The organism is Mesorhizobium sp. CNPSo 4688 (genome assembly GCF_057784295.1).
This window is the reverse complement of record NZ_JBWLUY010000036.1, coordinates 1-22,990: the sequence shown is the minus strand read 5'-3', so window position 1 is coordinate 22,990 and position 22,990 is coordinate 1. Positions and strand designations below refer to the sequence as shown.

Sequence of the window (22,990 nt, the reverse complement as noted above, 5' to 3'; positions counted from 1 at the left end):
GCTATACGTCACCAGCTTTGCGAGAGGGAAGTGCAGTTTCATGGCGTTCTATTCGTTCAACCGTCGCTTTGTCGCGGGTCTGGCGCTCACCGGCTTTATGCTTGCCGCCGCCGGCTGCCAATCGAGCGACAATGGCATCCTCAACCTCGGATTGGGCAAGAAGACCGACCCGAATGCGCCAATACCGCCGCAGGATCCCAAGGTGCTCGCCAGCCAGCTGCAGGCCTATTGCCCGAAAGTGACGCTGCGTGACGGCACCGCCTATTTCAACACCTACGCCAAGGGCGCGTCGCAACCGAAAAAGAAAAAAGCTGACGCCGCGCAGGATGCCGAGGCCGCTGCGGCCGCACAGACGGCGCCGGATGGCACCATCGTCGATCCGAACAAGGATCCGACCAAGATCATCTATCAGGCCTCGATCAGCGATGTCAGCCGCGATTGCAGCCGTGCCAACGGCCAGCTGACGATGAAGATTGGAGTTGCCGGCAAGATCGTGCCGGGACCGATGTTCACTCCCGGCACCATCACCATGCCGATCCGCATCGCCGTCATGCATGGCGCCGACGTGCTTTATTCGCAGCTCCACCCCTACCAGATCCAGGTCAGCGATCCCTCGACCGCCACCCAGTTCGTCTTCACTGATCCCAATGTCGTCGTGCCCGAGCCCTCTGCCAAGGACTACCAGGCCTACGCCGGCTATGACGACACCGCGCCGGCGGCGGCGGACAAGAAGTCCGGCAAGAAAAAGAAGCGCGCTCCCGCGACGAACTAGCGCTGCCTGGGGCGCCGCCGCTGTTGCGGCGGTGCATGCCAACTCCTTGAAAGATCGAAACGATCCGACAATCACCTGCAGGAACGCGCCTGCAGGCGGCTGGCGTGTGCGCCTTGGATCCTGGTCCATTGCGCCAGCGCACTTGACTCATTCATATCTCGGCGGTTATACGTCAATCAATAGCTCGCAGGTTATTGATCCCGATGCCAGACGCCCACGACACTCTGTTCAGAACGCTTGCCGACCCGACCCGGCGGGCCATATTCGAGCGCCTGTGCCGCCAGGGTGAGCAGACAGTGGGAGCGCTGACGGCGCAGTCTGGAGTCTCGCAGCCGGCGGTGTCGAAGCATCTGGGCGTCCTGAAGCAGGCCGGCCTGGTGCGCGACCGCCACGCCGGACGCCAGACCCACTACAGCGCCCAGCCCGCAGCACTTGGTCCGCTGACTGACTGGACGAGTGAGATGACCGGGTTTTGGGAGAGCCGCTTCGACCATCTCGAGGATCTGCTGAAAAGGATGGACCAGTGAGCAAGCCGGAACCGCGCACCGTCGTCGTCGAACGCGAAATATCCTGGCCGGCGGAAAAGATCTGGCGCGCGTTGACGCAGCCGCATCTGATCGAGGAGTGGCTCATGAAAAACGATTTCAAGCCCGCTGTGGGCCACAGTTTCAATCTTCGCGGCGACTGGGGCGGCGTGCTCGACTGCGAGGTGCTGGCCATCGAACCAAACAGGACGCTGTCGTACAGCTGGGATTTTGCGCACGATGATGCCGCCTACAATCTGAAAAGCGTGGTGACGTTCACGCTCACGCCCACGAGCACCGGGACCCATCTGCGCGTCGAGCAGTCCGGCTTCCGTCCCGATCAGAAACAGGCCTATGGCGGCGCAAGGGCCGGGTGGCAGCAGTTCCTCACCAAGCTGGAGCAGCTTCTGGCGAAGCCAGATTGAGGCCTGCCGGTACAAGTCAGCGCCATGCCCTGATCGCGGGGCCACCGAACGCACAAAGGAGAAAATCATGAAGATCAAGCTGACCAGCGTCTACGTGGACAACCAGGACAACGCTCTGCGTTTTTACACCGACGTGCTGGGCTTTGCGGTGAAGGCCGATTTCAGCAACGGGCCTTTTCGCTGGCTGACCGTGACCTCACCCGATGAGCCCGAGGGAACGGAACTGCAGCTGGCGCTCAACGACAATCCGGCCGCCAGAACCTACCAGCAGGCCATCTTCAAGCAGGGCCAGCCCGCTCTCATGCTGTTCACCGACGACATCAGGGGCGACTATGAGCGCATCAAGGGGCGCGGCGGTGCGTTCGCCATGGCGCCGACCGAAGTGACCGGCTCGACCATCGCCCAGCTCAACGACAGCTGCGGCAATCTCATCCAGATCACCCAGCTGGCACGCTGGTAAGCGCTCGTTTTCAAGAGGAGGTGGCAATGAACCTGAGCAAATGGATACGCCAAACCCATCGTTGTCTGTCGATCATTTTCACGCTGACCGTGGCAGCCAATTTCATCACAATGGCGTTCGGGCAGCCTCCGGCATGGGTGGTCTATTCGCCGCTGCTGCCGCTCTTCCTGCTGCTGTTCAGCGGGCTCTATATGTTCGTGCTGCCCTATGTCGCCCGGCCGCACGGCAAGCAGCGCGCACAAGGGTAGGGACGATGGCCAAAACGCCCGGACAATCGAAGGCCGCAATGCCGGTCACGGCCAAGCCGGTCCTGCTTTCAGGCGGCAACCCGCAGATCGCCAAGGCCTATGGGGATGCTCCCGTGCAGGCCTATATCGCGGCCATGCCGGGCTGGAAAAGCGATGTCGGGCGCCGCCTCGACGCGCTCATCGTCGGCGCCGTTCCCGGCGTCTACAAGGCGGTGAAGTGGAACTCACCGTTCTATGGCATCGAGGGCGAGGGCTGGTTCCTCAGCCTGCATTGCTTCACCACATACGTCAAAGTCGCCTTCTTCCGCGGCGCCTCGCTGGATCCCGTCCCTCCCGGCGGCTCGAAGCAGAAGGACGTGCGCTATCTCGACATTCATGAAGGCGACGAGATCGACGAGGCGAGGTTTGCAAGCTGGGTGAAGCAGGCCAGTAAATTGCCCGGCGAGAAGATGTGAACGGAGAAGACCATGAAGACCAGCGGTGCGAACAAGTCAGAAGCGGGCGCCTCTGCCTCGGAGCGGATAGACGCTAGAATCCGCGAGCTGGACGATTGGCGCGGCAAGACGCTTGCCAGCCTGCGCCAGACCATCCTCGACGCCGATCCTGAGATCATCGAGGAGTGGAAGTGGATGGGCAGCCCAGTGTGGTCGCGCGACGGCATGATCGCCGTCGGCAACGCCCACAAGGACAAGGTGAAGCTGACCTTTTCGCACGGCGCCAGCCTGCCGGATCCCGACAAGCTGTTCAACAACGGCTTTGGCGGCAAGGTGTGGCGAGCGATCGATGTCTCCGAGGGCGAGGAGATCGATGCGGATGCGCTGCAAGAACTCGTTCGCGCCGCGATTGCCTACAACAAGGCGAAGAAGAAACCGGCTCGCGCCAAGCCGGTTAAGGCCAAGGATTGAGATGGTTCAGGCGTCCGACCACTCGGACAGCGCAGCAATCACGCTTTTCAGTTCGGCCCAGCGGCGGATGACCGTCTCGGCGCCGGCCTCGGTCAGCGCATCGGCATGGCCGGGATAGCTGTGCGCGGCACCGGTGAAGCCGATCACGCGCATGCCCGCGGCCCTGGCGCCGGCGACGCCATGCACCGAATCCTCGATGACGAAGGTGTTTGCCGGATCGGCGTTGAGTTTCTCCGCCGCGGCGAGGAACACGTCAGGCGCGGGCTTGGTCTTCTTGCTCGGTATCTCCAGCGCTGAAAAAATCCGGCCGGCGAAGAACGGCAGCAGATGCACTTTCTCCAGCATGAATTCGATCCGCTCCGAGCGCGAATTCGAGCACACGCAGCGCGGCGCCGTGACCGCCGCCACCGCCTCGCGCGCACCGTCTATGGCGCGCACATCGCTGCGCAATTTGCGGTCGACCAGCTCTTCGGCGCGGTCGATCATCGAGGCCTGGAACGGGATCGCGGACTTCGCCTCGACCCGCATCATGATGTCCTTGAAGGTGAGCCCGGCGTAGCTTTCCGCGATTTCCTCAGCCGATATTTCGAAGCCGGCGAGCGTCAGCAGCTCGGCCTCGACGCGGGCGGCGATGATTTCGGAATCGACGAGCACGCCGTCGCAATCGAAGATGACAAGATCTGGCTGGGGCATGGCAATCCGGAACGAGGGAGGGTGATAGAGGCCCGGCAGGGCTCAAGCGGCGCGACATACACCAACGGGCCGGGCTGCGCAAATTAACGACGTCAGGCTGCTGGGTCGGTTGCGACCTTCACCGAATATTTACGCTGATCGGTAACCATAACGGGGAGTAAACAGTAACGCGTGCTTTGGGTGTAAACATGTCTGCCGTGCGTCTTCTCGACGACCTTTCTCACGCTCCCCAGCAATCCGAATGGCTGGACACGATCCTCAAGGGCGATTGCGTCGCCGCACTCGACCGGCTGCCGGAAAAATCCATCGACGTCATCTTCGCCGATCCGCCCTACAATCTGCAGCTCGACGGCGATTTGCACCGGCCCGACCAGTCCAAGGTCGATGCCGTCGATGATGACTGGGACCAGTTCGAGAGCTTTGAGGCCTATGACGCCTTCACCCGTGCCTGGCTGCTGGCGGCGCGCCGCGTCTTGAAGCCGAATGGCACCATCTGGGTCATCGGCTCCTATCACAACATCTTCCGCGTCGGCGCCAAGATGCAGGATCTCGGCTTCTGGATCCTCAACGATGTCGTCTGGCGCAAGACCAATCCGATGCCGAATTTCCGCGGCCGCCGCTTCCAGAATGCGCATGAGACCATGATCTGGGCATCGCGCGACCAGAAGGGCAAGGGCTATACCTTCAACTACGAAGCCATGAAGGCATCGAACGACGACATCCAGATGCGTTCCGACTGGCTGTTTCCGATCTGCACCGGCGGCGAGCGGCTGAAGAACGACAATGGCGACAAATTGCATCCGACGCAGAAGCCGGAAGCGCTGCTTGCCCGCATCATGATGGCCTCGACCAAGCCGGGCGACATCGTGCTCGACCCGTTCTTCGGCTCCGGCACCACCGGCGCCGTCGCCAAGCGCCTCGGCCGCCATTTCGTCGGCATTGAGCGCGAGCAGGCCTATATCGACGCCGCCAATGAGCGCATCGACGCGGTGCGGCCGCTGGACGGCGCCGATCTCACCGTGCTCACCGGCAAGCGCGCCGAGCCGCGTGTCGCCTTTGTCAGCCTCCTCGACACCGGGCTGATGCAGCCCGGTGCCACGCTTTATGACTCCAAGAAGCGCTGGGCGGCAAAAGTGCGCGCCGACGGCACGGTGGCGATCGGCGACAGCGCCGGCTCGATTCACAAGATCGGCGCCGAAGTGCAGGGGCTGGACGCCTGCAATGGCTGGACCTTCTGGCACTATGAGCGCTCTGGCGGCCTGACCCCGATCGACGAACTGCGCCGCATCGCCAGGCTCGGCATGGAGCGGGCAGGAGCCTGATCAACTCCGCCGCTACTGCCTCAGACTCTTATTCCAAAACGCTCAAGGTCCGCCTTGAGCGTTTTTGCATCCGTGAACAGCACAGCCTGCCAGCCGGCCGCCTTGGCGCCGTCGACATTTTTCGGGCTGTCGTCGATGAACAGCGTGGCTGACGGTTCAAGGCCGAACGCAGCGACGTGGTGGTCGTAGATGGCGCGGTCGGGCTTGATCTCACGGATGTCGGCCGACACGGTGACGCCGCGCGGGCGGCTGAGAAAGTCGAAACGCTGCCGCGCTTCGGCAAGCGTGTCGGCGGCGAAGTTGGTCAGCATCGTCACGTCGTGACCGCTCTCGATCAGGCCGAGCATGATGGCGACGCTGTCCTCATAGGCGTGCGGCACCATCTCGTGCCAGTGGCGGCGGAAATTGCGAATGTTTTCAGCGTGGTCGGGGTGATCCGCGATCAGCAGCGCTTCCGCCTCGTCCCACGTCCGGCCACGGTCTTGCTCGATGTTCCAGTCATGCGTGCAGACATTGTCGAAGAACCACTTGCGCTCCTGCGCATCCGGGATCAGGCGGCTGAACGGAATGTTGGGATCGTAGTGAATCAGCACGCGGCCGATGTCGAACACGATGTGGCGGATTTCAGTCATTTTTATCCCTTCAATGCGGACGCTGCTTGTCGGTGCATGTCGCCCAAAAGTGTGCGGCGGTTTTAGGAAAACGACATCCACAAAACAAAGAATCCAAAGCGCGTCGCGTACGATCGCGTCACGCGCGACGCGCTTTGGTCGCGCCCGGTATCGCCGCTTCGATTACCTTTTTCATGACAGTCGGCAGCGCTTCCCCGGAAATGTCATGGGCCAGCGACCAGAAATGCCCTTGAGGCGCATCACCTTTGATGTGGGCGTGAAAAACGTCGAGTTCGAGCGCGAAGTGGGTGAAAACATGCGCGATCTCACCGGCGCGCCGCCAGTCGGCAGGGAAGGGCGCCGCTTCGGCCGTCGTTGCGCCGTCGATCCGCGCGGTCCATCCGGTGGTTGGCACCTCGGTCATGCCACCGAGCAGGCCTTTGTCCGGCCGTTTGCGCAACAGGATGGCGCCGTCGCCGCGCTCGGCGACAAAGGCGGCGCCGCGTCTGAGCGGCTTGTCGGCTTTCGGCATGCGAACCGGAAAACGCTCGGGGTCGCCCGACAGGATGGCGCTGCAATCCTCGCGCAACGGGCACAGCATGCAGCGCGGCCGCTTTGGCGTGCAGATCGTGGCGCCTAGATCCATCATCGCCTGCGCGAAGTCGCCCGGCCTTGTCTGCGGAACCAGTCTTTCGACCAGCGCGCGGATTTCAGGCTTTGCCTCGCTGAGCGGCGTTGCGATGGAATAGAGCCGCGCGATGACGCGTTCGACATTGCCGTCGACGACCGCCGCCGGCCGGTCGAAGGCGATGGCCGCGATCGCCGCCGCCGTATAGGCGCCGATGCCCGGCAATTCCCGCAAACCTGCTTCAGTGTCGGGAAAGCGTCCGCCGCGTTGCGCAACGAGATCGGCGCAAGCCTTGAGGTTGCGGGCCCGCGAATAATAGCCGAGCCCGGCCCAGAGCTTCATCACATCCTCAGTCGGCGCCGCGGCCAGCGCCTCGACGTCAGGCCATTTTTCGACGAAAGCGCGAAAATAGGACTTTACCGCTTCGACCGTTGTCTGCTGCAGCATCACTTCCGACAGCCAGATGCGGTAGGGGTCTGGCCGTGCGCCGCCGGCCGCCGCGCGGGGCGCGATCCGCCACGGCAGTTCGCGATGGTGCACGTCGTACCAGGCAAGCAGGCGGGAAGCGATGTCTCCGGACGCGGCTTTGCCGCTGTCTCCAGACGCAGCTCTGCTGCTGTCTCCGGATGCGGCCTTGCGGGTCTGTTCGTGCAGTGCCATTGATCGCGGGCTGGCTCTAGGCTGGTGGGGAGCGTGGCTGGAGAACGTACATGGCAGGGAGAACGCCTTACGGCAATCCCGTTCCGGTGAGCGATCTCGCCACCCAGATCCTCGATCCCGTGCTGCGCAAGCGGGCCGGCATTTCGATCGGGCTGGTGCAATCGTGGGAAGAGATCGCCGGGCCACGCCTTGCGGGCCATTCGCGCCCCGAAAAGATACAATGGCCGCGCCGCATGCATGAGGACGACCCCTTCGAGCCGGCGACGCTGGTCATCGCCTGCGAAGGCATGGCGGCACTGCATCTGCAGCACGAGACCGGCGAAATCATCAACCGGGTCAACGCCTTCCTTGGCTTCAATGCAATCGGCCGCATCAAGATCGTGCAGAAGCCGGTGCTGTCGGAGAAAGCCCGGCCGAAACCGGCTCCGAGGCCTCTGACATCGGTCGAAAAGGCCAAATTGTCCGATACGGTCGGCAAGATCGAGGATGACGGACTGCGCGCCTCGCTCGAGCGGCTGGGCGCCACCATACTCGGCGAGAGGAAGCGGCCAGGGTAATCAGCCGGTCATGAACCCGTCACCAATCTCGCGCATTCGTGATGATGCATGTAGAATTAGGCGATTGGAATGGGGACAGCGATGCCTTAATTCCCGCCAACTCTCGCCTTTTCTAGCCTTTGCATTGCAAAATCCAACCATAGTTAGGTGATTCGCATGAACCGTAGCTTGTCCCGCAGAAACCTCCTGTCTTCGCTGGCCGTTATTCCGGCAGTGGCACTCCTCGCCGCATGCAGCGACTCCAGCGAGGACGCCAAGGCAGCGGACGTCAAGCCTGCAACGCCTGCCGTGCCAGCCGCGACGCCTGCCACGCCGGCCGCCGCCAAGGCGCCGGACTCGACGGGCGACGTCAACATGGCCGAGCTGCTGAAGCCCGGCGCTCTGCCCGACAAGCAGCTCGGCAAGGACGACGCCAAGGTCACCATCGTCGAATATGCCTCGATGACTTGCCCGCATTGCGCGCATTTCGCCGCGACCACCTTCCCTGAGTTGAAGACCAAGTACATCGACACCGGCAAGGCCCGCTACATCCTGCGCGAATTCCCGTTCGATCCGAGCGCCGAGGCCGGTTTCATGCTGGCGCGCTGTTCAAAGGACAATTATTTCCCGATGGTGGACGTGCTGTTCAAGCAGCAGGCCAACTGGGTCGGCGTCAACAACACCAAGGATGCCCTGCTGCAGATCTCCAAGCTCGCCGGTTTTACACAGGAGTCCTTCGAGGCCTGCTTGACGGACCAGAAACTTCTGGACGATGTGAGATCGGTCCAGAAGCGCGGCGCCGATGAATTCAAGGTCGACTCGACGCCGACCTTCTTCATCAACGGAAAGACCTACAAAGGTGCGATGTCGATTGAGGAAATATCGGCCATCATCGATCCTCTGCTCTGACGTCCAGGCGGCGCCGGAGCGACTGCGCTTTGGCGTCTGCGCACCTCTGCGACCCGTAGGCAGGCGCGAATGAAGTTTTCGCGCCTTCGCCTCCTCGGCTTCAAGTCCTTCGTCGAACCCGGCGAGTTCGTCATCGAACGCGGCCTGACCGGTATTGTCGGGCCGAACGGCTGCGGCAAGTCGAACCTTGTCGAGGCGATGCGCTGGGTGATGGGCGAAAGCTCGTACAAGAACATGCGCGCGTCCGGTATGGACGACGTGATCTTTTCCGGTTCGGGAACGCGCCCCGCGCGCAACACCGCCGAAGTCACGCTGTTCCTCGACAACAGCGACCGCACTGCGCCCGCCGCTTTCAATGATGCCGATGAGTTGCAGGTGTCGCGCCGCATCGAGCGCGAAGCCGGTTCGCTCTACCGCATCAACGGCAAGGAAGCCCGCGCCAAGGACGTGCAGCTTCTGTTCGCCGACCAGTCGACCGGCGCGCGCTCGCCCTCCATGGTCGGCCAGGGCCGCATCGGCGAGCTGATCCAGGCCAAGCCGCAGGCGCGCCGCGCGCTGCTCGAAGAAGCCGCCGGCATTTCCGGCCTTCATACGCGCCGTCACGAGGCCGAGCTTCGGCTGAAGGCGGCCGAGCAGAATCTGGAGCGGTTGGACGACGTCGTCGGCGAGCTGGAGAGCCAGATCGAAAGCCTGAAGCGCCAGGCGCGCCAGGCCTCGCGCTTCAAGAACCTGTCGGCCGATATCCGCAAGGCGGAAGCCACGCTGCTGCATCTGCGCTGGACGCTGGCCAAGACCCAGGAAGGCGAGGCGCGCTCGGCGCTGGCCGTTGCCACCGCGCTGGTCGGCGATCGCGCTTCGGCGCAGATGGCCGCCGCCAGGGAGCAAGGCATCGGCGCGCATCGGCTGCCCGATCTGCGCGATGCCGAAGCCGCCGCTGCCGCCGCCTTCCAGCGCCTGTCGATTGCCAAGGCGCAGATCGAGGAGGAAGCCGGCCGCATCCGCGCCCGCCAGGCCGAGCTCGAGCGCCGGCTGCAGCAGCTCGACGGCGACATTGCTCGCGAAGAGCGCATGGTGCGCGACAATGCCGACATTCTCGAGCGCCTGCGCGAGGAAGAAGCCACGCTCAATTCCGAAAATGCGGGTGCTGCCGAACGCGAAGCCACCACGCGGGCCGCTTTCGAACAGGCCGGCGCGACACTCTCGCAGAGCGAAGCCAGGCTTGCCGCGCTGACCGCCGAACGGGCCGAGGCGGCCGCCTCGCGCAACCAGATCGAGCGCACGCTGCGCGAGACCGCCGAACGCCGCGACCGTTTTGCCCGCCAGCTAGCCGACGTCGACCGCGAATTGTCCGAGATCCTGTCCAAGGTCGCGGGCTTGCCGGATCCTGCCGAGAAGCGTGCCCTGGTCGAGGACGCGCTCGCCCGGCTGGAGGAAACCGAGGCCGGCGCCATATCAGCCGAACAGGCGGTCGCCGAGGCGCGCGCCGCCGAGAGTGCCGCCCGACCGCCACTGCAGGACGCCAGGTCGGAACTGGCCGGGATCGAGACCGAAGCCCGCACGCTGGCCAAGATCCTGAACGCCGCCAGCGGCGATCTTTTCCCATCGGTGCTAGAACAGCTCAGCGTCGAGCGCGGCTACGAGACGGCCCTTGGCGCTGCCCTGGGCGAGGACCTCGACGTGCCGCTTGACCGCAGCGCGCCGGTGCATTGGGGCGAAAGCCAGGTCCAACCAAGCGATGCGGCTTTGCCGGAAGGCATCAAGAGCCTCGCCAGCGTGGTGCGTGCGCCTTCGCAGCTTGCCCGCCGGCTGGCGCAGATCGGCATTGTCGACGCCACTGACGGCCGCCGGCTGCAGGCCCTGCTTGCGCCCGGCCAGCGGCTGGTCAGCCGTGACGGCGCGCTGTGGCGCTGGGACGGCTTGACGGCAAGTGCCGATGCGCCGACGGCGGCCGCGCAGCGGCTGGCGCAGAAGAACCGGCTGGCCGAGCTCGATGCCGAGGCAGTTCAGGCGACGCAGATCGTGCGCGAGGCGGAAGCCGCCCTTGCGCAGGCCGAACAGGCGCTGCGCCAGGCAAGCGAGGCCGAGCGCAACGCCCGCCAGGCCGGACGCGATGCCCAGCACGGGTTGGACGCCGCCCGTAACGCACTGGCCGAGGCCGAAAAGGCCGGCGGTGAGCTGGCAAGCCGTCGCGCCGCCCTGGACGAGGCGCGCGCGCGCATCGTCGACAGCCATGAAGAGACGGCCGCTGCCTTTGCCGAGGCCGAAATGCTGCTGCAGGACGCGCCCGACCTCGGCGACCTGCAATTGCAGCTTGAACAATCCGCCGCCAATGTCGGCAGGGACCGCGCAACGCTCGCTGATGCGCGCGCCGTCCATGAGGGCCTGCGCCGCGAAGCCGAGGCGCGCACGCGCCGGCTCGACGCCATCGGAGCCGAGCGCAGCAGCTGGCTGCAGCGCGCCGAAAACGCCTCGACGCAGATTGCCTCGCTTGGCGAGCGCAGGGCCGAAGCCGAGGCCGAGCGCGAAACGCTGGCGGACGCCCCCGACGAGATCGACGCCAGGCGCCGCGCGCTGCTGTCGCAACTGACCGAGGCCGAAACTTTGCGCAAGGCGGCCGCCGACCGTTTGCAGGAGGCTGAGAACAAGCAGGCCGAATTGGACAAGGCGGCCACCGCGGCGATCCAGTCACTGGCCGATGCCCGCGAAACCCGCGTCCGCGCCGAGGAGCGGTTGACCGCTGCCGATGAACGCCGGCTCGAGGTCGAGGCGCGCATCCAGGAAACGCTGAACACGCCGCCGCATCTGGTCATCCGCCACACCGGCCTGGAGGCCGACAGCCCGATGCCGGAAATGGCCGACATCGAGCGCCAGCTCGACCGGCTGAAGGTCGAGCGCGAGCGGCTGGGCGCCGTCAACCTGCGCGCCGAGGAAGAGCAGAAGGAATTGTCCGACCGGCTGGAGACCATCGTTTCCGAGCGCGAGGACATCATCGAGGCGATCCGCAAGCTCAGGCAAGCGATCCAGAGCCTCAACCGCGAGGGCCGCGAACGGCTGCTCGCCGCTTTCGATGTCGTCAACGGCCATTTCCAGCGGCTGTTCTCGCATCTGTTCGGTGGCGGCACGGCGGAACTGCAGCTGATCGAATCCGACGATCCGCTCGAAGCCGGGCTCGAAATCCTGGCGCGTCCGCCGGGCAAGAAGCCGCAGACCATGACGCTGCTGTCCGGCGGCGAGCAGGCGCTGACGGCGATGTCGCTGATCTTTGCCGTGTTCCTGACCAATCCGGCGCCGATCTGCGTGCTCGACGAAGTCGACGCACCGCTCGACGATCACAATGTCGAGCGCTTCTGCAACCTGATGGATGAAATGGCCGCGACCACCGAGACGCGCTTCGTCATCATCACCCACAATCCGATCACCATGGCGCGCATGAACCGCCTGTTCGGGGTGACCATGGCCGAGCAGGGCGTCAGCCAACTGGTGTCGGTCGATCTGCAGGCCGCCGAGGCGATGCGCGAGGCGAGTTGATTCTAGAGCATTTCACCGTTTCACGGAAACGGTGAACCGCTCTATCTCTTTGTTTTTACGCAATTCCGGACGGAAAACCGAACACACTTTTCCTGGAATTGCTCTAGTGCCTGTTTTGCTGGGATCAATCCGGCGGCAACGTTCACAGCCATGCTGCAATCCGGCGACGACAGACGCCGGTCGCCATTGAGCGCTACCACCAATAGCTCGTCAGGCTGTTTCCCGGACAAGCTCTCTGAGAGCATTAAAATCAAGAAAACGTGTCCAGTGCGGCCTGCGACTTATATTGTGTGCCCGATGGCGTCGCTGGTAGCGAGGAAACCAAGCGGCGCGATATTGGTTGGCATGTCAGATGATATATGATTTCTTTTGAACGAATAATTTCGTCAGCAGCTGCATTGGGGATTATTTTGAACTGTCTCCGTCGTGTCGATCCAAGAAAAATGTGGCTGTAATGTTCGAAGTCGATCAGGAAAAGAAATTCTACTATTCGCGCGCTAGACTCATCAGACCAATTGCCGGGTTCGCCGCGATTTTCAGTCTAGGGCTTATTTGCTTGCAGTTTCAACACCCGCCGCCGCTACTTGTCCTTAGCGGATGGATTTGCCTGATTTTTGGCGCCTTGTTTGGCACGATGACGTTACGCCAGTTGGTGACGCGAGCACCAGCGCTGGTGCTTTCGCCGCAAGGTGTGAAAGTTCGCTACCTACGCGACATCGTACCTTGGAGCGCAATAACGAAGCTTTCTGAAATATCCACCAAGAACGTCGTCGTTCTGAGGCTGGCCGTCGATCCTGCCTACGCGAAGAGCGTGCCGCGGCCATGGTATACATTGCAGCGGGGCGGCAAATTGGCTCTGAGCGTCCCGATCAGCCAGGTCGATACTGCGGGTACCGACATTACCGAACTTTGCCGCACCTATATGACGGCGCAACCAACCGCGCTTGATGCGACACAAGAACAGGATGGCCGCAGTCTGCCTTCGTCCACCACGCAGCCACTGGCTTCCTACGGGCTTATCGCCCTGCTGGTTGTGATCTATTGCGCCGAGTTGACTTTTGCCCCCAGCCCCAACCAGGGCGGGTCGCCCTCGACGGAGACCTTGATCGCGCTCGGCGGCATGTTTCGATCTCCGATCTGGAGCGGCCAATGGTGGCGTTTGGTCACCGCTACGTTGATGCACGCCAGTATCGCGCATCTCCTCGGCAATAGCTTTGCGCTTTGGCGCGCGGGAGTCTTGTTGGAAGGGTTGGTGGGGCGTTTGTGGTTCCTGGCGCTTTTTGCCATATGCGCGGTGGGCGGCGAGGTGGCTTCGCTTTTCATGACCCCGGCCAATACTGTTGGGGTTGGCGCGTCAGGCGGCATTGTCGGCCTTTTTGCCACGGCAATCGTGCTCAGCTTTCATTTCCGCTCCAGTGCCGAGCGCAGTCTGATGCAAACGCGCGCGCTTTCGATTCTGATTCCCGCAGTGCTGCCGCTTTTTTCGGCTCATGATGAAGGCCTGAGGATCGACTATTCCGCTCATATCGGCGGCGCGATCGTGGGTGCCGTGCTTGCTCTGGCGTTGATGTCGTTGTGGTCCCGCAACCAGGCTCGCCCGCTCTACCCTCGCGCTGCAGGGTTTGTTGCCGGCGTTTTCGCCTTGATAGCCGTGGGCGCGCTTGTGCCGATCAGCAGGACCTATGCTGCCTATCAGGATCAGGAAGAAAGCGCTTTTGCAGCATTCTTCGATGGCCGCTACGGCGATGCCGTGCGGCTGTTCCGGCAGCAAAGCGAAATGCCAGATGCACAGGTGGCCTACTATGACCTGTGGCGCATCATGGCGATGGGATACGCGAAAGACCCGGCGTTGCAAACGCAAGCGCAGCAGGCGCAAGCCAAACTCACGCCTGCCACTTGGCCCTATCCGATCTTCGATCTGTTTACGGGCAAGCTGTCCCCGCAGGCCTTGCAAACGAAAGCCACCGGCAATGATCAACTTTGCGAGGCTACTTTTTATGGTGCTGAGCAAGATTTGATCGGAGGGCATGTCGAAGACGCCAAGCTGCTACTGAACAATGCTCTATCGATATGCCCAAAGACGTTTATCGAATTTGGCGGTGCGGAGTCGGAGTTGAGGCGGCTGCCCCAAGGCAACGCTGGCACTTGACGTCTGCAGTTTATCGCGCCGGCGTCGATCTGCAGCGCGTCAGCCAGCTGGTGTCGGTCGACCTGCAAGCGGCTGAGGCGATACGCGAGGCGAGCTGACGCGTCAGCTTGGCCGATGGCCTCAATCCCGGCTTTCGACTATAGCACCAGTGGAATGCAGCCAATCGCCTCTGATGGCTGGCTTGGTCATGTGCCTGGAGAACGTTGTTGCCTGTACTCGTCACCGGAGCCGCGGGGTTCATCGGAAGCCATGTCTGCCATCATTTGCTGAACCGCGGCGACGCGGTCGTCGGCGTCGACAATATGAACGACTACTACGACCTGGCGCTGAAAGAGGGCCGGCTCGCTCGCCTCACGCCGCACAAGGGTTTTTCCTTTCACCAGCTCGACATCGCCGAGCCGGGCGCTCTCGCCGATGCGCTGGCCGGGCAAGGCATCGTCAAGGTCGTGCATCTGGCAGCACAGGCGGGCGTGCGCCATTCGCTGGATAATCCCAGGCTCTATGTCCGTTCCAACGTGGTCGGCCATCTCGAAGTGCTCGAATTCTGCCGCGCAGCGGTCGGCTTCGAGCATCTGGTCTATGCCTCGTCGAGTTCGGTCTATGGCGGCAACCGCAAGGTGCCGTTTGCGGAGACCGACCAGGTCGACAAGCCCGTTTCGCTCTACGCCGCCACCAAGAAGGCTGACGAGCTGATGAGCCATACCTACGCCCATCTCTTCGGCCTGCCGCAGACCGGCCTGCGCTTCTTCACCGTCTACGGTCCGTGGGGCCGGCCCGACATGGCTTATTGGCTGTTCACCCAGGCGATGCTTGAGGGCAAGCCGATCCGCGTCTTCAACGATGGCGAGATGTGGCGCGATTTCACCTATATCGACGATGTCGTGCGCGCCATCGTCGCCGTGCTCGACAAGCCGCCGGTCGAGGCGCCGCCATGCCGGATCTACAATGTCGGCAACAACCGGCCCGAGCGGCTGGACGATTTCATCACCACTCTGGAAGGGCTGCTCGGCGTAACCGCGATGCGCAACAACGAGCCGATGCAGACCAGCGACGTCGAGCAGACCTATGCCGACATGACGGCGCTGGAACGCGATTTCGGCTTCCGGCCGAGTGTCTCGATAGAGGACGGGCTGAAGAAATTCGTCGACTGGTACCGGTCGGAATGGATGACGAGGTCGGCAGACCGCTGACTGCCGAAAGCCGGCCATAAATCCAAAACGCAAGCGGCCCGCCGCGCATTCGGTGGATTTTGCTTGCCTGCAGCCGCCCGTTTATCGGAGGCCAAAGAAGCTCAGTATCGCAATCACGATGACCACTGCTCCGACGAGCCAGATTATGTTGTTCACAATATCTCTCCCGAAAATTTGTTGCTGAGAGTGAACTCGTCAGAGCCTACTAATGTTCCCGCGTTTTTCTGCGTCGAAACGAATGGCCGTCATCCGTTTCGTCTGTCGTCAGACCAAGGTCCGAACAGGGTATGACTGAAGTCCTGGCGTCAAAGCCATAGGTCGAAGGCGAGCAACCTATACCCTCCCAATACATTGCAACCAGGCTGCCGAGTATGAGTCCCTTCATCGGCGGTCAATCGGGTGCCCGCCATTCTCCAGAGACTAGCGGGCACCCGATTGTCGTGGGACCGCCAGGCGGCGTGACGTTTCAACAACGAGGCTGATAGTGAACTTTGTCCAGAGATCCGTGCGTGAACGCGCAACCATCCGACCCGCAAACGACAACGACAGTAGTACCCCGGAAGTTTCTTCGGTCCTTGATCTCATACCGTGGGCTGACGACGACAAGGTCGCTGACGTTGTCAGGCGAACAGAGCGCCTGGCAATCGCCGTGCTTATCGCGATGGCGATTTTGCTGATCTTGGCACCGGTGGCCTACTTTGCACTTTCTTACGGAATCTGAGACGGCCTGATTGGCTCGTCCTCTTGGAAGTCCCGAGGAGACGTGTGCGACGGTCATGCTCGCCGACAGATGCTTCCCGCCACAGATCAGGAGATCGAACGCGAGGACATTCGAGGGGGCGTGCGCAACGCTGCCTTGTCGAAGTTGCGCAACTCCTCGTGGTCAGCTTTGAAAGAAGCGTCCTGCCAACAAGACCTGGTGTCGCAATTCCCTCTCTCGACATGCCGTCTTGCGCGGGAGCGTCGGTCACTGATCGTGCCGCGTGAACGGAAGACGCCACCCGGAACCAAAGGGATGGGAGGTGGTTATCCCCGCGAAGGGATGATTAGCAGATGGATATATTGCAATGAAAACAATGATCGTGAGCGCTTTAGCGCTGTTCATGGCGATGCCGGCGATAGCTTCGGCAGCCGAAGCTGACGTAATCATCACGACCCACCATCGACATCACCACAAGACCGTCAAGATCATCAATGACCAGGGTCAACGCCTTCATCACCGTAAACACGGCACGGTTGCCTTCTACGACCACGGCCGCAGACATCATCGTCCGGATACTGTCGTGACCGGCTCGATCGAGCGTCGCCATCATCGGCATTATCATCCCGTCATCATCCAGGACGACAGTGACTACTGATCCTCTTCGCACGGCCCGGCTCTGTGGATGGAGTCGGGTCGCGTGGGGAGCCAGATAGCCGCTGACGGCAGCCATTCATGGCGTCTGTAAATCATTGGTTTCAAAAGGCACGTGAATTGGCTGGGGCGCCAGGATTCGAACCTGGGAATGTCGGTACCAAAAACCGATGCCTTACCACTTGGCGACGCCCCAGCAGGCGGGCTTTGCCCCCTGCGCGCGGCCTTATAGGACGAGCGGCACGAAAGCTCAATGCCGAGTTCGCCCTGTGCAAAACTGATCCACCGCCTGGCACGGGCGCTCGCTATTCGCCCCAGACCGCCAACTCATTGCCGGCCGGATCGGTGAAATGGAACCGCCTGCCTCCCGGAAACGAGAAGATCGGCTTGACGACCGTGCCGCCGGCATTTTCGACAGCGTCGAGGGTTGCTTCCAGATCCTGCGAATAAAGCACCGGCAGCGGTTTGGCCGGCGCCTCCGCGCCATCGGCCTGAAAGCCGCCGTCGAGCCCTTCCCCAAAGGCCGAATAGGTCGGCCCGTAATCGGTGAACGACCACGAGAAGGCCGCACTGTAGAACGCCTTGACGCTGTCCAGCGTTCCGCCGGTCGCAGGCAATTCCAGATAGTCGAGTTTTCCGTTGAGTTTCATCACGCTACTCCCAACTTGTTCATGATATGTTCTATATCGCAGGCGGCTGGTCGGCAAGTCTTTTTGACGCAGCTTTTGCTTAATCGATTGTAGTCGCCGGGCTTGGCTGACTACGCCTTGCCTTTCGCACTGCAGCATAATAACGCTCGGGTCGGAATGCGGGGGGAACCGGGGCGTGGCCCCGGTGTTGTCTATCTTCCACGGACTTGGAGGGCGAGCATGACCAAATGGGTCTACACCTTCGGCGACGGCGCCGCGGAGGGACGTGCGGGTGACCGCAATCTTCTCGGCGGCAAGGGCGCCAATCTGGCCGAGATGTGCAGCCTTGGCCTGCCGGTACCGCCGGGCTTCACCCTCACCACCGAAGTCTGCAACGCCTATTACGCCAATGGCAACAGCTATCCGGCCGCGTTGAAGGCCGACGTCTTCAAAGCGCTGGATCATATCGGCACGCTGACCGGGCGCCGTTTCGGCGATCCGTCGAAATTGCTGCTGGTCTCGGTCCGCTCTGGCGCTCGCGCCTCGATGCCGGGCATGATGGACACCGTGCTCAATCTCGGCCTCAACGACGAGACGGTCGAGGCACTGGCCACCGATTCCGGCGATGCCCGCTTTGCCTATGACAGCTATCGCCGCTTCATCCAGATGTATTCCGATGTCGTCATGGGTCTCGACCACGAAGTGTTCGAGGAAATCCTCGAGGACCAGAAGGCGAGCCTTGGCCACGAGCTCGACACCGAACTGACCGTAGAGGAATGGCAGGGGGTCATTGCGCTCTACAAGGCCAAGGTCGAGGAAGAGCTGGACAAGCCGTTCCCGCAGGACCCGCACGAGCAGCTCTGGGGCGCCATCGGCGCCGTGTTTTCGAGCTGGATGAACAACCGCGCCATCACCTACCGGCGCCTGCATGATATTCCCGAAAGCTGGGGCACGGCGGTCAACGTCCAGGCCATGGTGTTCGGCAATATGGGCGACACCTCGGCCACCGGCGTCGCCTTCACCCGCAATCCCTCGACCGGCGAAAAGATGCTCTATGGCGAGTTCCTGGTGAACGCGCAGGGCGAGGATGTCGTGGCCGGCATCCGCACGCCGCAGAACATCACCGAGGCGGCGCGCATCGCCGCCGGCTCCGACAAGCCGTCGCTGCAGAAGCTGATGCCGGACGCGTTCCGCTCCTTCGTCGACATCTCCGACCGGCTGGAACAGCACTACCGCGACATGCAGGATCTCGAATTCACCATCGAGCGCGGCAAATTGTGGATGCTGCAGACGCGTTCTGGCAAACGCACCGCCAAGGCGGCGCTCAAGATTGCCGTCGAAATGGCGCGCGACAAGCTGATCACCACCGAAGAGGCGGTCGCCCGCATCGATCCGGCCTCGCTCGACCAGCTGTTGCATCCGACCATCGATCCGAAGGCGCCGCGCGATGTAATCGGCGTCGGCCTGCCGGCTTCTCCGGGCGCGGCGACCGGCGAGATCGTTTTCTCGTCCGCCGATGCAGAAGAACTGAACACGCAAGGGCGCAAAGCGATCCTGGTGCGCATCGAGACCAGCCCCGAAGACATTCACGGCATGCATGCTTCGGAAGGCATCCTGACCACGCGCGGCGGCATGACCAGCCACGCCGCCGTGGTGGCGCGCGGCATGGGCAAGCCATGCGTGTCGGGCGCTGGTTCGCTGCGCGTCGACTACAAGGCCGGCACGCTGATGTCGATGGGCCAGACCTTCCGCAAGGGCGATATCATCACCATCGACGGCAGCAACGGCCAGGTCCTGAAGGGCGCCGTGTCGATGCTGCAGCCGGAACTCTCCGGCGATTTCGCCGCCATCATGGAATGGGCCGATGCGACGCGCCGCATGAAGGTGCGCACCAACGCCGAGACGCCGCTCGATGCGCGCATGGCGCGCTCCTTCGGCGCCGAAGGCATTGGTCTGTGCCGCACCGAGCATATGTTCTTCGACGGCGAGCGCATCGTCGCCATGCGCGAGATGATCCTGGCCGATACCGAGAAGGACCGCCGCACCGCCTTGGCCAAGCTTTTGCCGATGCAGCGCTCGGATTTCCTCGAACTGTTCGAGATCATGGCCGGCCTGCCGGTGACGATCCGATTGCTCGATCCGCCGCTGCATGAATTCCTGCCAAAGACTGAAGCCGAAGTGGCCGAAGTCGCTGCTGCCATGAATGTCTCGCCGGACAAGCTCAGGCAGCGCACCGAGGCCTTGCACGAGTTCAACCCGATGCTCGGCCATCGCGGCTGCCGTCTTGCCGTCTCCTATCCCGAGATCGCCGAAATGCAGGCGCGCGCCATTTTCGAAGCTGCCGTCGAGGCCGGCAAGAAAGCCGGCGCGCTGGTCGTTCCCGAGATCATGGTGCCGCTGGTCGGCTTGGTGAAGGAGCTCGACTACGTCAAGGCGCGCATCGATGCTGTCGCCAAAAGCGTGATGGAAGAGACCGGCGTCAAGATCGACTATCTGACCGGCACGATGATCGAGCTTCCGCGCGCGGCGATCCGCGCCCATGTCATTGCCGAGTCGGCCGAGTTCTTCTCCTTCGGCACCAACGATCTCACCCAGACCACCTTCGGCATCTCGCGCGACGATGCGGCCTCCTTCCTCGAAACCTACCGCCAGAAGGGCATCATCGAGCAGGATCCATTCGTCTCGCTCGACATCGAGGGTGTCGGCGAACTGGTGCGCATGGCGGCCGAAAAGGGCAGGGCGACGCGGCCCGACATCAAGCTCGGCATTTGCGGCGAGCATGGCGGCGATCCGGCCTCGATCCGCTTCTGCGAAGAGGTCGGCCTCGACTATGTCTCGTGCTCGCCCTACCGCGTGCCGATCGCCAGATTGGCCGCCGCGCAGGCCGCGGTGCAAATTGCCAAGATGGTCGCGCCGCGCCCCAAAAAGAGCGCCGCGGCATCCTGATTTCGACATAGTTCTTTCCGCGTCGCGCAGATGGCCACCCCAGGGGTGGCCATTTGGCGCTAAGCTTACGATTTTGTAAGCAAATTCACGCTGATGTGCGCGGCTCGGCACGCAATACAGACATCGTTTCTGCCCAATTTCACGGTCCCCCAACCCGCCCGGTGCCGAGAAACAGATGTTGCAGATTTCGCCCAAACCCTTCCGCTCGATCCTGATCCTCCAGACCAAGTTCATCGGCGATATTGTTCTCTCCTCCACGCTCGCCAGGAACCTGCAGCTCGAATATCCCGGCGTCAGGATCGTTTTTCTCTGCGAGGCCCGCCTCGCCAGCTTCGTCACCGCGCACGGCATCGCCTCGGAGGTCGTGACCTTCCGCCGCGCGGCTATGCGCGGCACCCCGCTGGAGCGTGGGCGCGAACTCTATTCGATGATCAGCAAGCTGCGCCAGTTTCGCTTCGACCTGACCATCGACCTCACCGATTCAAAGACCTCGCGCATCATCGTCGGGTTTCTCAATGCAAGGACCCGCATCGGCTACAATCCCTCGGAAAGGCCGCTGCGTTGGCATGAGCGTCAGCCGGCCAACCTGTTTGCCAGGCCGTTCGGCTTTGGCGAGCAGCACTATCTCTACCGCTATCTTTCGCCGCTCGAGCCGCTTGGCGTCCCTCTGCGCGTGCGCGCGCCGTCGATCCGGCCCTTGCCGCTTGAGACGGCGAGAGCCCAGGCATTGCTGGACAGACATCGTTTGCGCCCGAACGGTTTCATCGCCGTGCATGCCGGCGCGAGTTTTCACGGCCGGCGCTGGCAGCCGGAACGCTTTGTCGCCGTGATCGACACGATTGCGCGCGAGACCGGACTGGACTTCGTGCTGGTCGGCGGACCGGACGAGCGCAAGCCCGCCGAGCAGATCCTCGCTCACGCCGCGTCGCCGATCGTCAACCTCGTCGGCGCGCTGTCGCTGGAAACGCTGCTGGCGGTGTTGCAACAGGCGCGACTGTTTGTCGGCAATGAGAGCGGCCCCATGCACATGGCAGCAGCCGCCGGAACGCCGGTTGTCGGCCTGTACGGCCTGACCAGCCCGGCCATCTGGGGGCCGGTCGGCGTGCCCAGCCTCGCTTTGCAGCCGTCCATGCCGTGCAATTGCGTCGCGGGCAGCCTGTGCAATCCGCTCGATCCCAGCAAGGCCTGCTGCGTCTGGCGCTTGGAGGTCGAACCGGTCGTCGCCGCGGTGCGCGAAGTCCTGTCACGGACGCAAGTGGAGCTGGAACACGCCGTCTGATGGTGCGCGGCGGTCACATTGTCGGGATATCAGCTTTTTGCATGGCCGATGTCCTGATTTCCGCCTTGTTGCGGGTCTTGGGGTGCGGCTATGACAGCGCCGGTCCGGAAACAGAACAGGCATCCCTTGCAAAAACTGCTTTGCGCCATCGCTCTATCGGCCTGGGCCGTGTCCTCGTCCCACGCCGCGCCGCTTGTCGAGCCGACGCTGCGCCTCAAGGCGGAGGCCGGCGGCAGTGTGGGCCGCGTCGCGCTCACGCTCGACGCCTGCGGCGGGCAGACCGATACGAGGATACTTTCGGCCCTGGTGGAGAACCGGATCCCGGCGACGATCTTCGTCACCGGCATCTGGCTGAAGCGCAACGCCGCCGCTGTCGAGATCATGCGCGCGCATCCCGATCTGTTCGAACTGGAAAACCATGGCGGCCGTCACGTCCCGGCTGTCGACACGCCGCAAAAAATCTACGGCATCCGCAGCGCCGGCAGCCCTGAAGCGGTGCAGGCCGAAGTCGAGTCGGGCGCGGCGGCTCTCGCCCGGACCGGCGAGCCGGCGCCAAAATGGTTCCGCGGCGCGACCGCCGAATACAGCCCGTCGGCCATCGCCATGATCCGCAAGCTCGGCTTCAAGATTGCCGGCTTTTCGATAAACGGCGATGGCGGCTCGTTGCTCGGCGCAAAAGAAACCGCCCGCCGCATTGGCGCTGCCAAGGATGGCGATGTCATCATCGCCCACATCAACCAGCCGACCCACGCGGCCGGCGAGGGCGTCGTGCAAGGTCTGCTGGCGTTGAAGGCGAAGGGCCTCACCTTTGTCAGGCTTGATGATGCCGATGGCGTCGGCAATGACGGCACGACGGACTGAGGCTGCGGCGGCAAGCAGTCTCATCACCATCTGTGAGCGTATCGCCGACATTCGAGATTAGCCGAGGCCTCCCGAATTTCGTCATCCCAGGGCGAAGCAGGAGCGAAGCTCCGTCGCGAAGACCCTAGGGCGCGTACTCAACCCTTGCATGGCCATTGAAGCAGTGATTCAACGCCTTTGATTAGGAGGCGATGATGGCACGCTACGATCTAAGCGAAGCAGAATGGCAAATCGTGGAACCGCTTTTGCCGCCACATGGCTTGGGCAAGAAGCGGGTCGACGATCGGCGGGTGGTCAATGGCATATTTTACGTTCTGAGGACCGGATCGCCTTGGCGCGATCTGCCCGAGCGGTATGGCCC

Annotated in this window: 23 protein-coding genes and 1 tRNA gene; 19 read left to right on the top strand and 5 right to left on the bottom strand. The window is 62.8% G+C overall.

The window, feature by feature from the left end:
• Window positions 1-40: 40 nt before the first annotated feature.
• The 7 genes from AC04SH_RS32885 to AC04SH_RS32855 all read left to right on the top strand — a co-directional run bounded on the left by AC04SH_RS32885 (window position 41) and on the right by AC04SH_RS32855 (window position 3,334).
• Window positions 41-772 (top strand): hypothetical protein, encoded by a 732-nt coding sequence (locus AC04SH_RS32885; RefSeq protein WP_488577895.1) that lies wholly within the window; start codon window positions 41-43, stop codon window positions 770-772.
• Window positions 773-975: 203 nt separating this feature from the next.
• Window positions 976-1,299, top strand: a complete 324-nt coding sequence (locus tag AC04SH_RS32880; protein WP_192256368.1) for an ArsR/SmtB family transcription factor — start codon at window positions 976-978, stop codon at window positions 1,297-1,299.
• Window positions 1,296-1,721 carry an SRPBCC family protein gene (locus tag AC04SH_RS32875; RefSeq protein ID WP_488577894.1) on the top strand — a complete coding sequence of 142 codons (426 nt, stop codon included), beginning with the start codon at window positions 1,296-1,298 and terminating at the stop codon, window positions 1,719-1,721. Before AC04SH_RS32880 ends, AC04SH_RS32875 begins: the two co-directional genes overlap by 4 nt.
• Window positions 1,722-1,788: 67 nt before the next feature.
• The gene (locus tag AC04SH_RS32870; RefSeq protein ID WP_488577893.1) at window positions 1,789-2,181 is read left to right on the top strand and encodes a VOC family protein; all 393 of its coding nucleotides are present in this window, start codon (window positions 1,789-1,791) and stop codon (window positions 2,179-2,181) included.
• Window positions 2,182-2,207: 26 nt separating this feature from the next.
• Window positions 2,208-2,429, top strand: coding sequence for a hypothetical protein (locus AC04SH_RS32865; RefSeq protein WP_488577892.1), 222 nt, complete (start codon window positions 2,208-2,210; stop codon window positions 2,427-2,429).
• A gap of 5 nt (window positions 2,430-2,434) precedes the next feature.
• Window positions 2,435-2,884, top strand: a complete 450-nt coding sequence (locus AC04SH_RS32860) for a DUF1801 domain-containing protein (RefSeq protein WP_488577891.1) — start codon at window positions 2,435-2,437, stop codon at window positions 2,882-2,884.
• Window positions 2,885-2,896: 12 nt separating this feature from the next.
• On the top strand, window positions 2,897-3,334 hold the full coding sequence (locus AC04SH_RS32855) for a DUF1801 domain-containing protein (RefSeq protein ID WP_488577890.1): 438 nt from the start codon (window positions 2,897-2,899) through the stop codon (window positions 3,332-3,334).
• Between the two features lie 6 nt (window positions 3,335-3,340).
• Here AC04SH_RS32855 and AC04SH_RS32850 read toward each other — a convergent pair whose 3' ends face one another.
• Entirely contained in the window at window positions 3,341-4,027 is a 687-nt protein-coding gene (locus AC04SH_RS32850; RefSeq protein WP_477233857.1) for an HAD family hydrolase, read from the bottom strand.
• Between the two features lie 188 nt (window positions 4,028-4,215).
• Between AC04SH_RS32850 and AC04SH_RS32845 the strand changes: the two genes are divergently transcribed.
• A complete protein-coding gene (locus AC04SH_RS32845) occupies window positions 4,216-5,349 on the top strand; it encodes a DNA methyltransferase (protein WP_488577889.1) in 1,134 nt (377 codons plus the stop codon).
• Window positions 5,350-5,369: 20 nt separating this feature from the next.
• Here the strand turns inward: AC04SH_RS32845 and AC04SH_RS32840 are convergent, their stop codons facing one another.
• Together AC04SH_RS32840 and mutY are read right to left on the bottom strand one after the other, a co-directional pair.
• The gene (locus AC04SH_RS32840; RefSeq protein WP_488577888.1) at window positions 5,370-5,981 is read right to left on the bottom strand and encodes an HAD family hydrolase; all 612 of its coding nucleotides are present in this window, start codon (window positions 5,979-5,981) and stop codon (window positions 5,370-5,372) included.
• Window positions 5,982-6,099: 118 nt separating this feature from the next.
• Window positions 6,100-7,248, bottom strand: coding sequence for an A/G-specific adenine glycosylase (mutY, locus tag AC04SH_RS32835; RefSeq protein WP_488577887.1), 1,149 nt, complete (start codon window positions 7,246-7,248; stop codon window positions 6,100-6,102).
• A 50-nt stretch (window positions 7,249-7,298) separates the two neighbouring features.
• On the opposite strand from mutY, the gene AC04SH_RS32830 reads away from it, so the two are divergent.
• The 7 genes from AC04SH_RS32830 (at window position 7,299) to AC04SH_RS32800 (ending at window position 16,918) form a co-directional block, all read left to right on the top strand.
• On the top strand, window positions 7,299-7,805 hold the full coding sequence (locus AC04SH_RS32830; protein ID WP_488577886.1) for a DUF721 domain-containing protein: 507 nt from the start codon (window positions 7,299-7,301) through the stop codon (window positions 7,803-7,805).
• Between the two features lie 156 nt (window positions 7,806-7,961).
• On the top strand, window positions 7,962-8,693 hold the full coding sequence (locus tag AC04SH_RS32825; RefSeq protein ID WP_192256385.1) for a DsbA family protein: 732 nt from the start codon (window positions 7,962-7,964) through the stop codon (window positions 8,691-8,693).
• A 69-nt stretch (window positions 8,694-8,762) separates the two neighbouring features.
• The gene (smc, locus tag AC04SH_RS32820; RefSeq protein WP_488577885.1) at window positions 8,763-12,221 is read left to right on the top strand and encodes a chromosome segregation protein SMC; all 3,459 of its coding nucleotides are present in this window, start codon (window positions 8,763-8,765) and stop codon (window positions 12,219-12,221) included.
• Window positions 12,222-12,675: 454 nt separating this feature from the next.
• Window positions 12,676-14,370 carry a rhomboid family intramembrane serine protease gene (locus tag AC04SH_RS32815; protein WP_488577884.1) on the top strand — a complete coding sequence of 565 codons (1,695 nt, stop codon included), beginning with the start codon at window positions 12,676-12,678 and terminating at the stop codon, window positions 14,368-14,370.
• Between the two features lie 206 nt (window positions 14,371-14,576).
• The gene (locus AC04SH_RS32810; RefSeq protein ID WP_488577883.1) at window positions 14,577-15,560 is read left to right on the top strand and encodes an NAD-dependent epimerase/dehydratase family protein; all 984 of its coding nucleotides are present in this window, start codon (window positions 14,577-14,579) and stop codon (window positions 15,558-15,560) included.
• A gap of 484 nt (window positions 15,561-16,044) precedes the next feature.
• Window positions 16,045-16,281: a hypothetical protein gene (locus AC04SH_RS32805; protein ID WP_488577882.1), complete on the top strand. Its 237-nt coding sequence runs from the start codon at window positions 16,045-16,047 to the stop codon at window positions 16,279-16,281.
• 346 nt (window positions 16,282-16,627) lie between these two features.
• Entirely contained in the window at window positions 16,628-16,918 is a 291-nt protein-coding gene (locus tag AC04SH_RS32800) for a hypothetical protein (protein ID WP_477233874.1), read from the top strand.
• 117 nt (window positions 16,919-17,035) lie between these two features.
• On the opposite strand, the gene AC04SH_RS32795 is transcribed toward AC04SH_RS32800, so the two are convergent.
• Together AC04SH_RS32795 and AC04SH_RS32790 are read right to left on the bottom strand one after the other, a co-directional pair.
• Window positions 17,036-17,110 (bottom strand) — tRNA-Gln (locus tag AC04SH_RS32795).
• 109 nt (window positions 17,111-17,219) lie between these two features.
• Window positions 17,220-17,564 (bottom strand): VOC family protein, encoded by a 345-nt coding sequence (locus tag AC04SH_RS32790; RefSeq protein ID WP_488577881.1) that lies wholly within the window; start codon window positions 17,562-17,564, stop codon window positions 17,220-17,222.
• Between the two features lie 219 nt (window positions 17,565-17,783).
• Here AC04SH_RS32790 and ppdK point away from each other — a divergent pair, with 219 nt between their 5' ends.
• The 4 genes from ppdK to AC04SH_RS32770 form a co-directional block, all read left to right on the top strand.
• On the top strand, window positions 17,784-20,489 hold the full coding sequence (ppdK, locus tag AC04SH_RS32785) for a pyruvate, phosphate dikinase (RefSeq protein ID WP_488577880.1): 2,706 nt from the start codon (window positions 17,784-17,786) through the stop codon (window positions 20,487-20,489).
• 175 nt (window positions 20,490-20,664) lie between these two features.
• Window positions 20,665-21,768, top strand: coding sequence for a glycosyltransferase family 9 protein (locus tag AC04SH_RS32780; protein ID WP_488577879.1), 1,104 nt, complete (start codon window positions 20,665-20,667; stop codon window positions 21,766-21,768).
• Window positions 21,769-21,858: 90 nt separating this feature from the next.
• Window positions 21,859-22,629 (top strand): polysaccharide deacetylase family protein, encoded by a 771-nt coding sequence (locus AC04SH_RS32775; RefSeq protein ID WP_488577878.1) that lies wholly within the window; start codon window positions 21,859-21,861, stop codon window positions 22,627-22,629.
• A gap of 194 nt (window positions 22,630-22,823) precedes the next feature.
• The coding region (locus tag AC04SH_RS32770) for a transposase (RefSeq protein ID WP_488577520.1) at window positions 22,824-22,990 on the top strand (167 nt) is incomplete at its 3' end.

What these genes read in the sequence shown, in the direction of transcription:
- AC04SH_RS32885 (WP_488577895.1), top strand. Translation starts at nt 41, where the DNA reads ATGGCGTTCTATTCGTTCAACCGTCGCTTTGTCGCGGGTCTGGCGCTC.
- AC04SH_RS32880 (WP_192256368.1), top strand. Translation starts at nt 976, where the DNA reads ATGCCAGACGCCCACGACACTCTGTTCAGAACGCTTGCCGACCCGACC.
- AC04SH_RS32870 (WP_488577893.1), top strand. Translation starts at nt 1,789, where the DNA reads ATGAAGATCAAGCTGACCAGCGTCTACGTGGACAACCAGGACAACGCT.
- AC04SH_RS32865 (WP_488577892.1), top strand. Translation starts at nt 2,208, where the DNA reads ATGAACCTGAGCAAATGGATACGCCAAACCCATCGTTGTCTGTCGATC.
- AC04SH_RS32860 (WP_488577891.1), top strand. Translation starts at nt 2,435, where the DNA reads ATGGCCAAAACGCCCGGACAATCGAAGGCCGCAATGCCGGTCACGGCC.
- AC04SH_RS32855 (WP_488577890.1), top strand. Translation starts at nt 2,897, where the DNA reads ATGAAGACCAGCGGTGCGAACAAGTCAGAAGCGGGCGCCTCTGCCTCG.
- AC04SH_RS32850 (WP_477233857.1), bottom strand. Translation starts at nt 4,027, where the DNA reads ATGCCCCAGCCAGATCTTGTCATCTTCGATTGCGACGGCGTGCTCGTC.
- AC04SH_RS32845 (WP_488577889.1), top strand. Translation starts at nt 4,216, where the DNA reads ATGTCTGCCGTGCGTCTTCTCGACGACCTTTCTCACGCTCCCCAGCAA.
- AC04SH_RS32840 (WP_488577888.1), bottom strand. Translation starts at nt 5,981, where the DNA reads ATGACTGAAATCCGCCACATCGTGTTCGACATCGGCCGCGTGCTGATT.
- mutY (WP_488577887.1), bottom strand. Translation starts at nt 7,248, where the DNA reads ATGGCACTGCACGAACAGACCCGCAAGGCCGCATCCGGAGACAGCAGC.
- AC04SH_RS32830 (WP_488577886.1), top strand. Translation starts at nt 7,299, where the DNA reads ATGGCAGGGAGAACGCCTTACGGCAATCCCGTTCCGGTGAGCGATCTC.
- AC04SH_RS32825 (WP_192256385.1), top strand. Translation starts at nt 7,962, where the DNA reads ATGAACCGTAGCTTGTCCCGCAGAAACCTCCTGTCTTCGCTGGCCGTT.
- smc (WP_488577885.1), top strand. Translation starts at nt 8,763, where the DNA reads ATGAAGTTTTCGCGCCTTCGCCTCCTCGGCTTCAAGTCCTTCGTCGAA.
- AC04SH_RS32815 (WP_488577884.1), top strand. Translation starts at nt 12,676, where the DNA reads ATGTTCGAAGTCGATCAGGAAAAGAAATTCTACTATTCGCGCGCTAGA.
- AC04SH_RS32800 (WP_477233874.1), top strand. Translation starts at nt 16,628, where the DNA reads ATGAAAACAATGATCGTGAGCGCTTTAGCGCTGTTCATGGCGATGCCG.
- AC04SH_RS32790 (WP_488577881.1), bottom strand. Translation starts at nt 17,564, where the DNA reads ATGAAACTCAACGGAAAACTCGACTATCTGGAATTGCCTGCGACCGGC.
- ppdK (WP_488577880.1), top strand. Translation starts at nt 17,784, where the DNA reads ATGACCAAATGGGTCTACACCTTCGGCGACGGCGCCGCGGAGGGACGT.
- AC04SH_RS32780 (WP_488577879.1), top strand. Translation starts at nt 20,665, where the DNA reads ATGTTGCAGATTTCGCCCAAACCCTTCCGCTCGATCCTGATCCTCCAG.
- AC04SH_RS32775 (WP_488577878.1), top strand. Translation starts at nt 21,859, where the DNA reads ATGACAGCGCCGGTCCGGAAACAGAACAGGCATCCCTTGCAAAAACTG.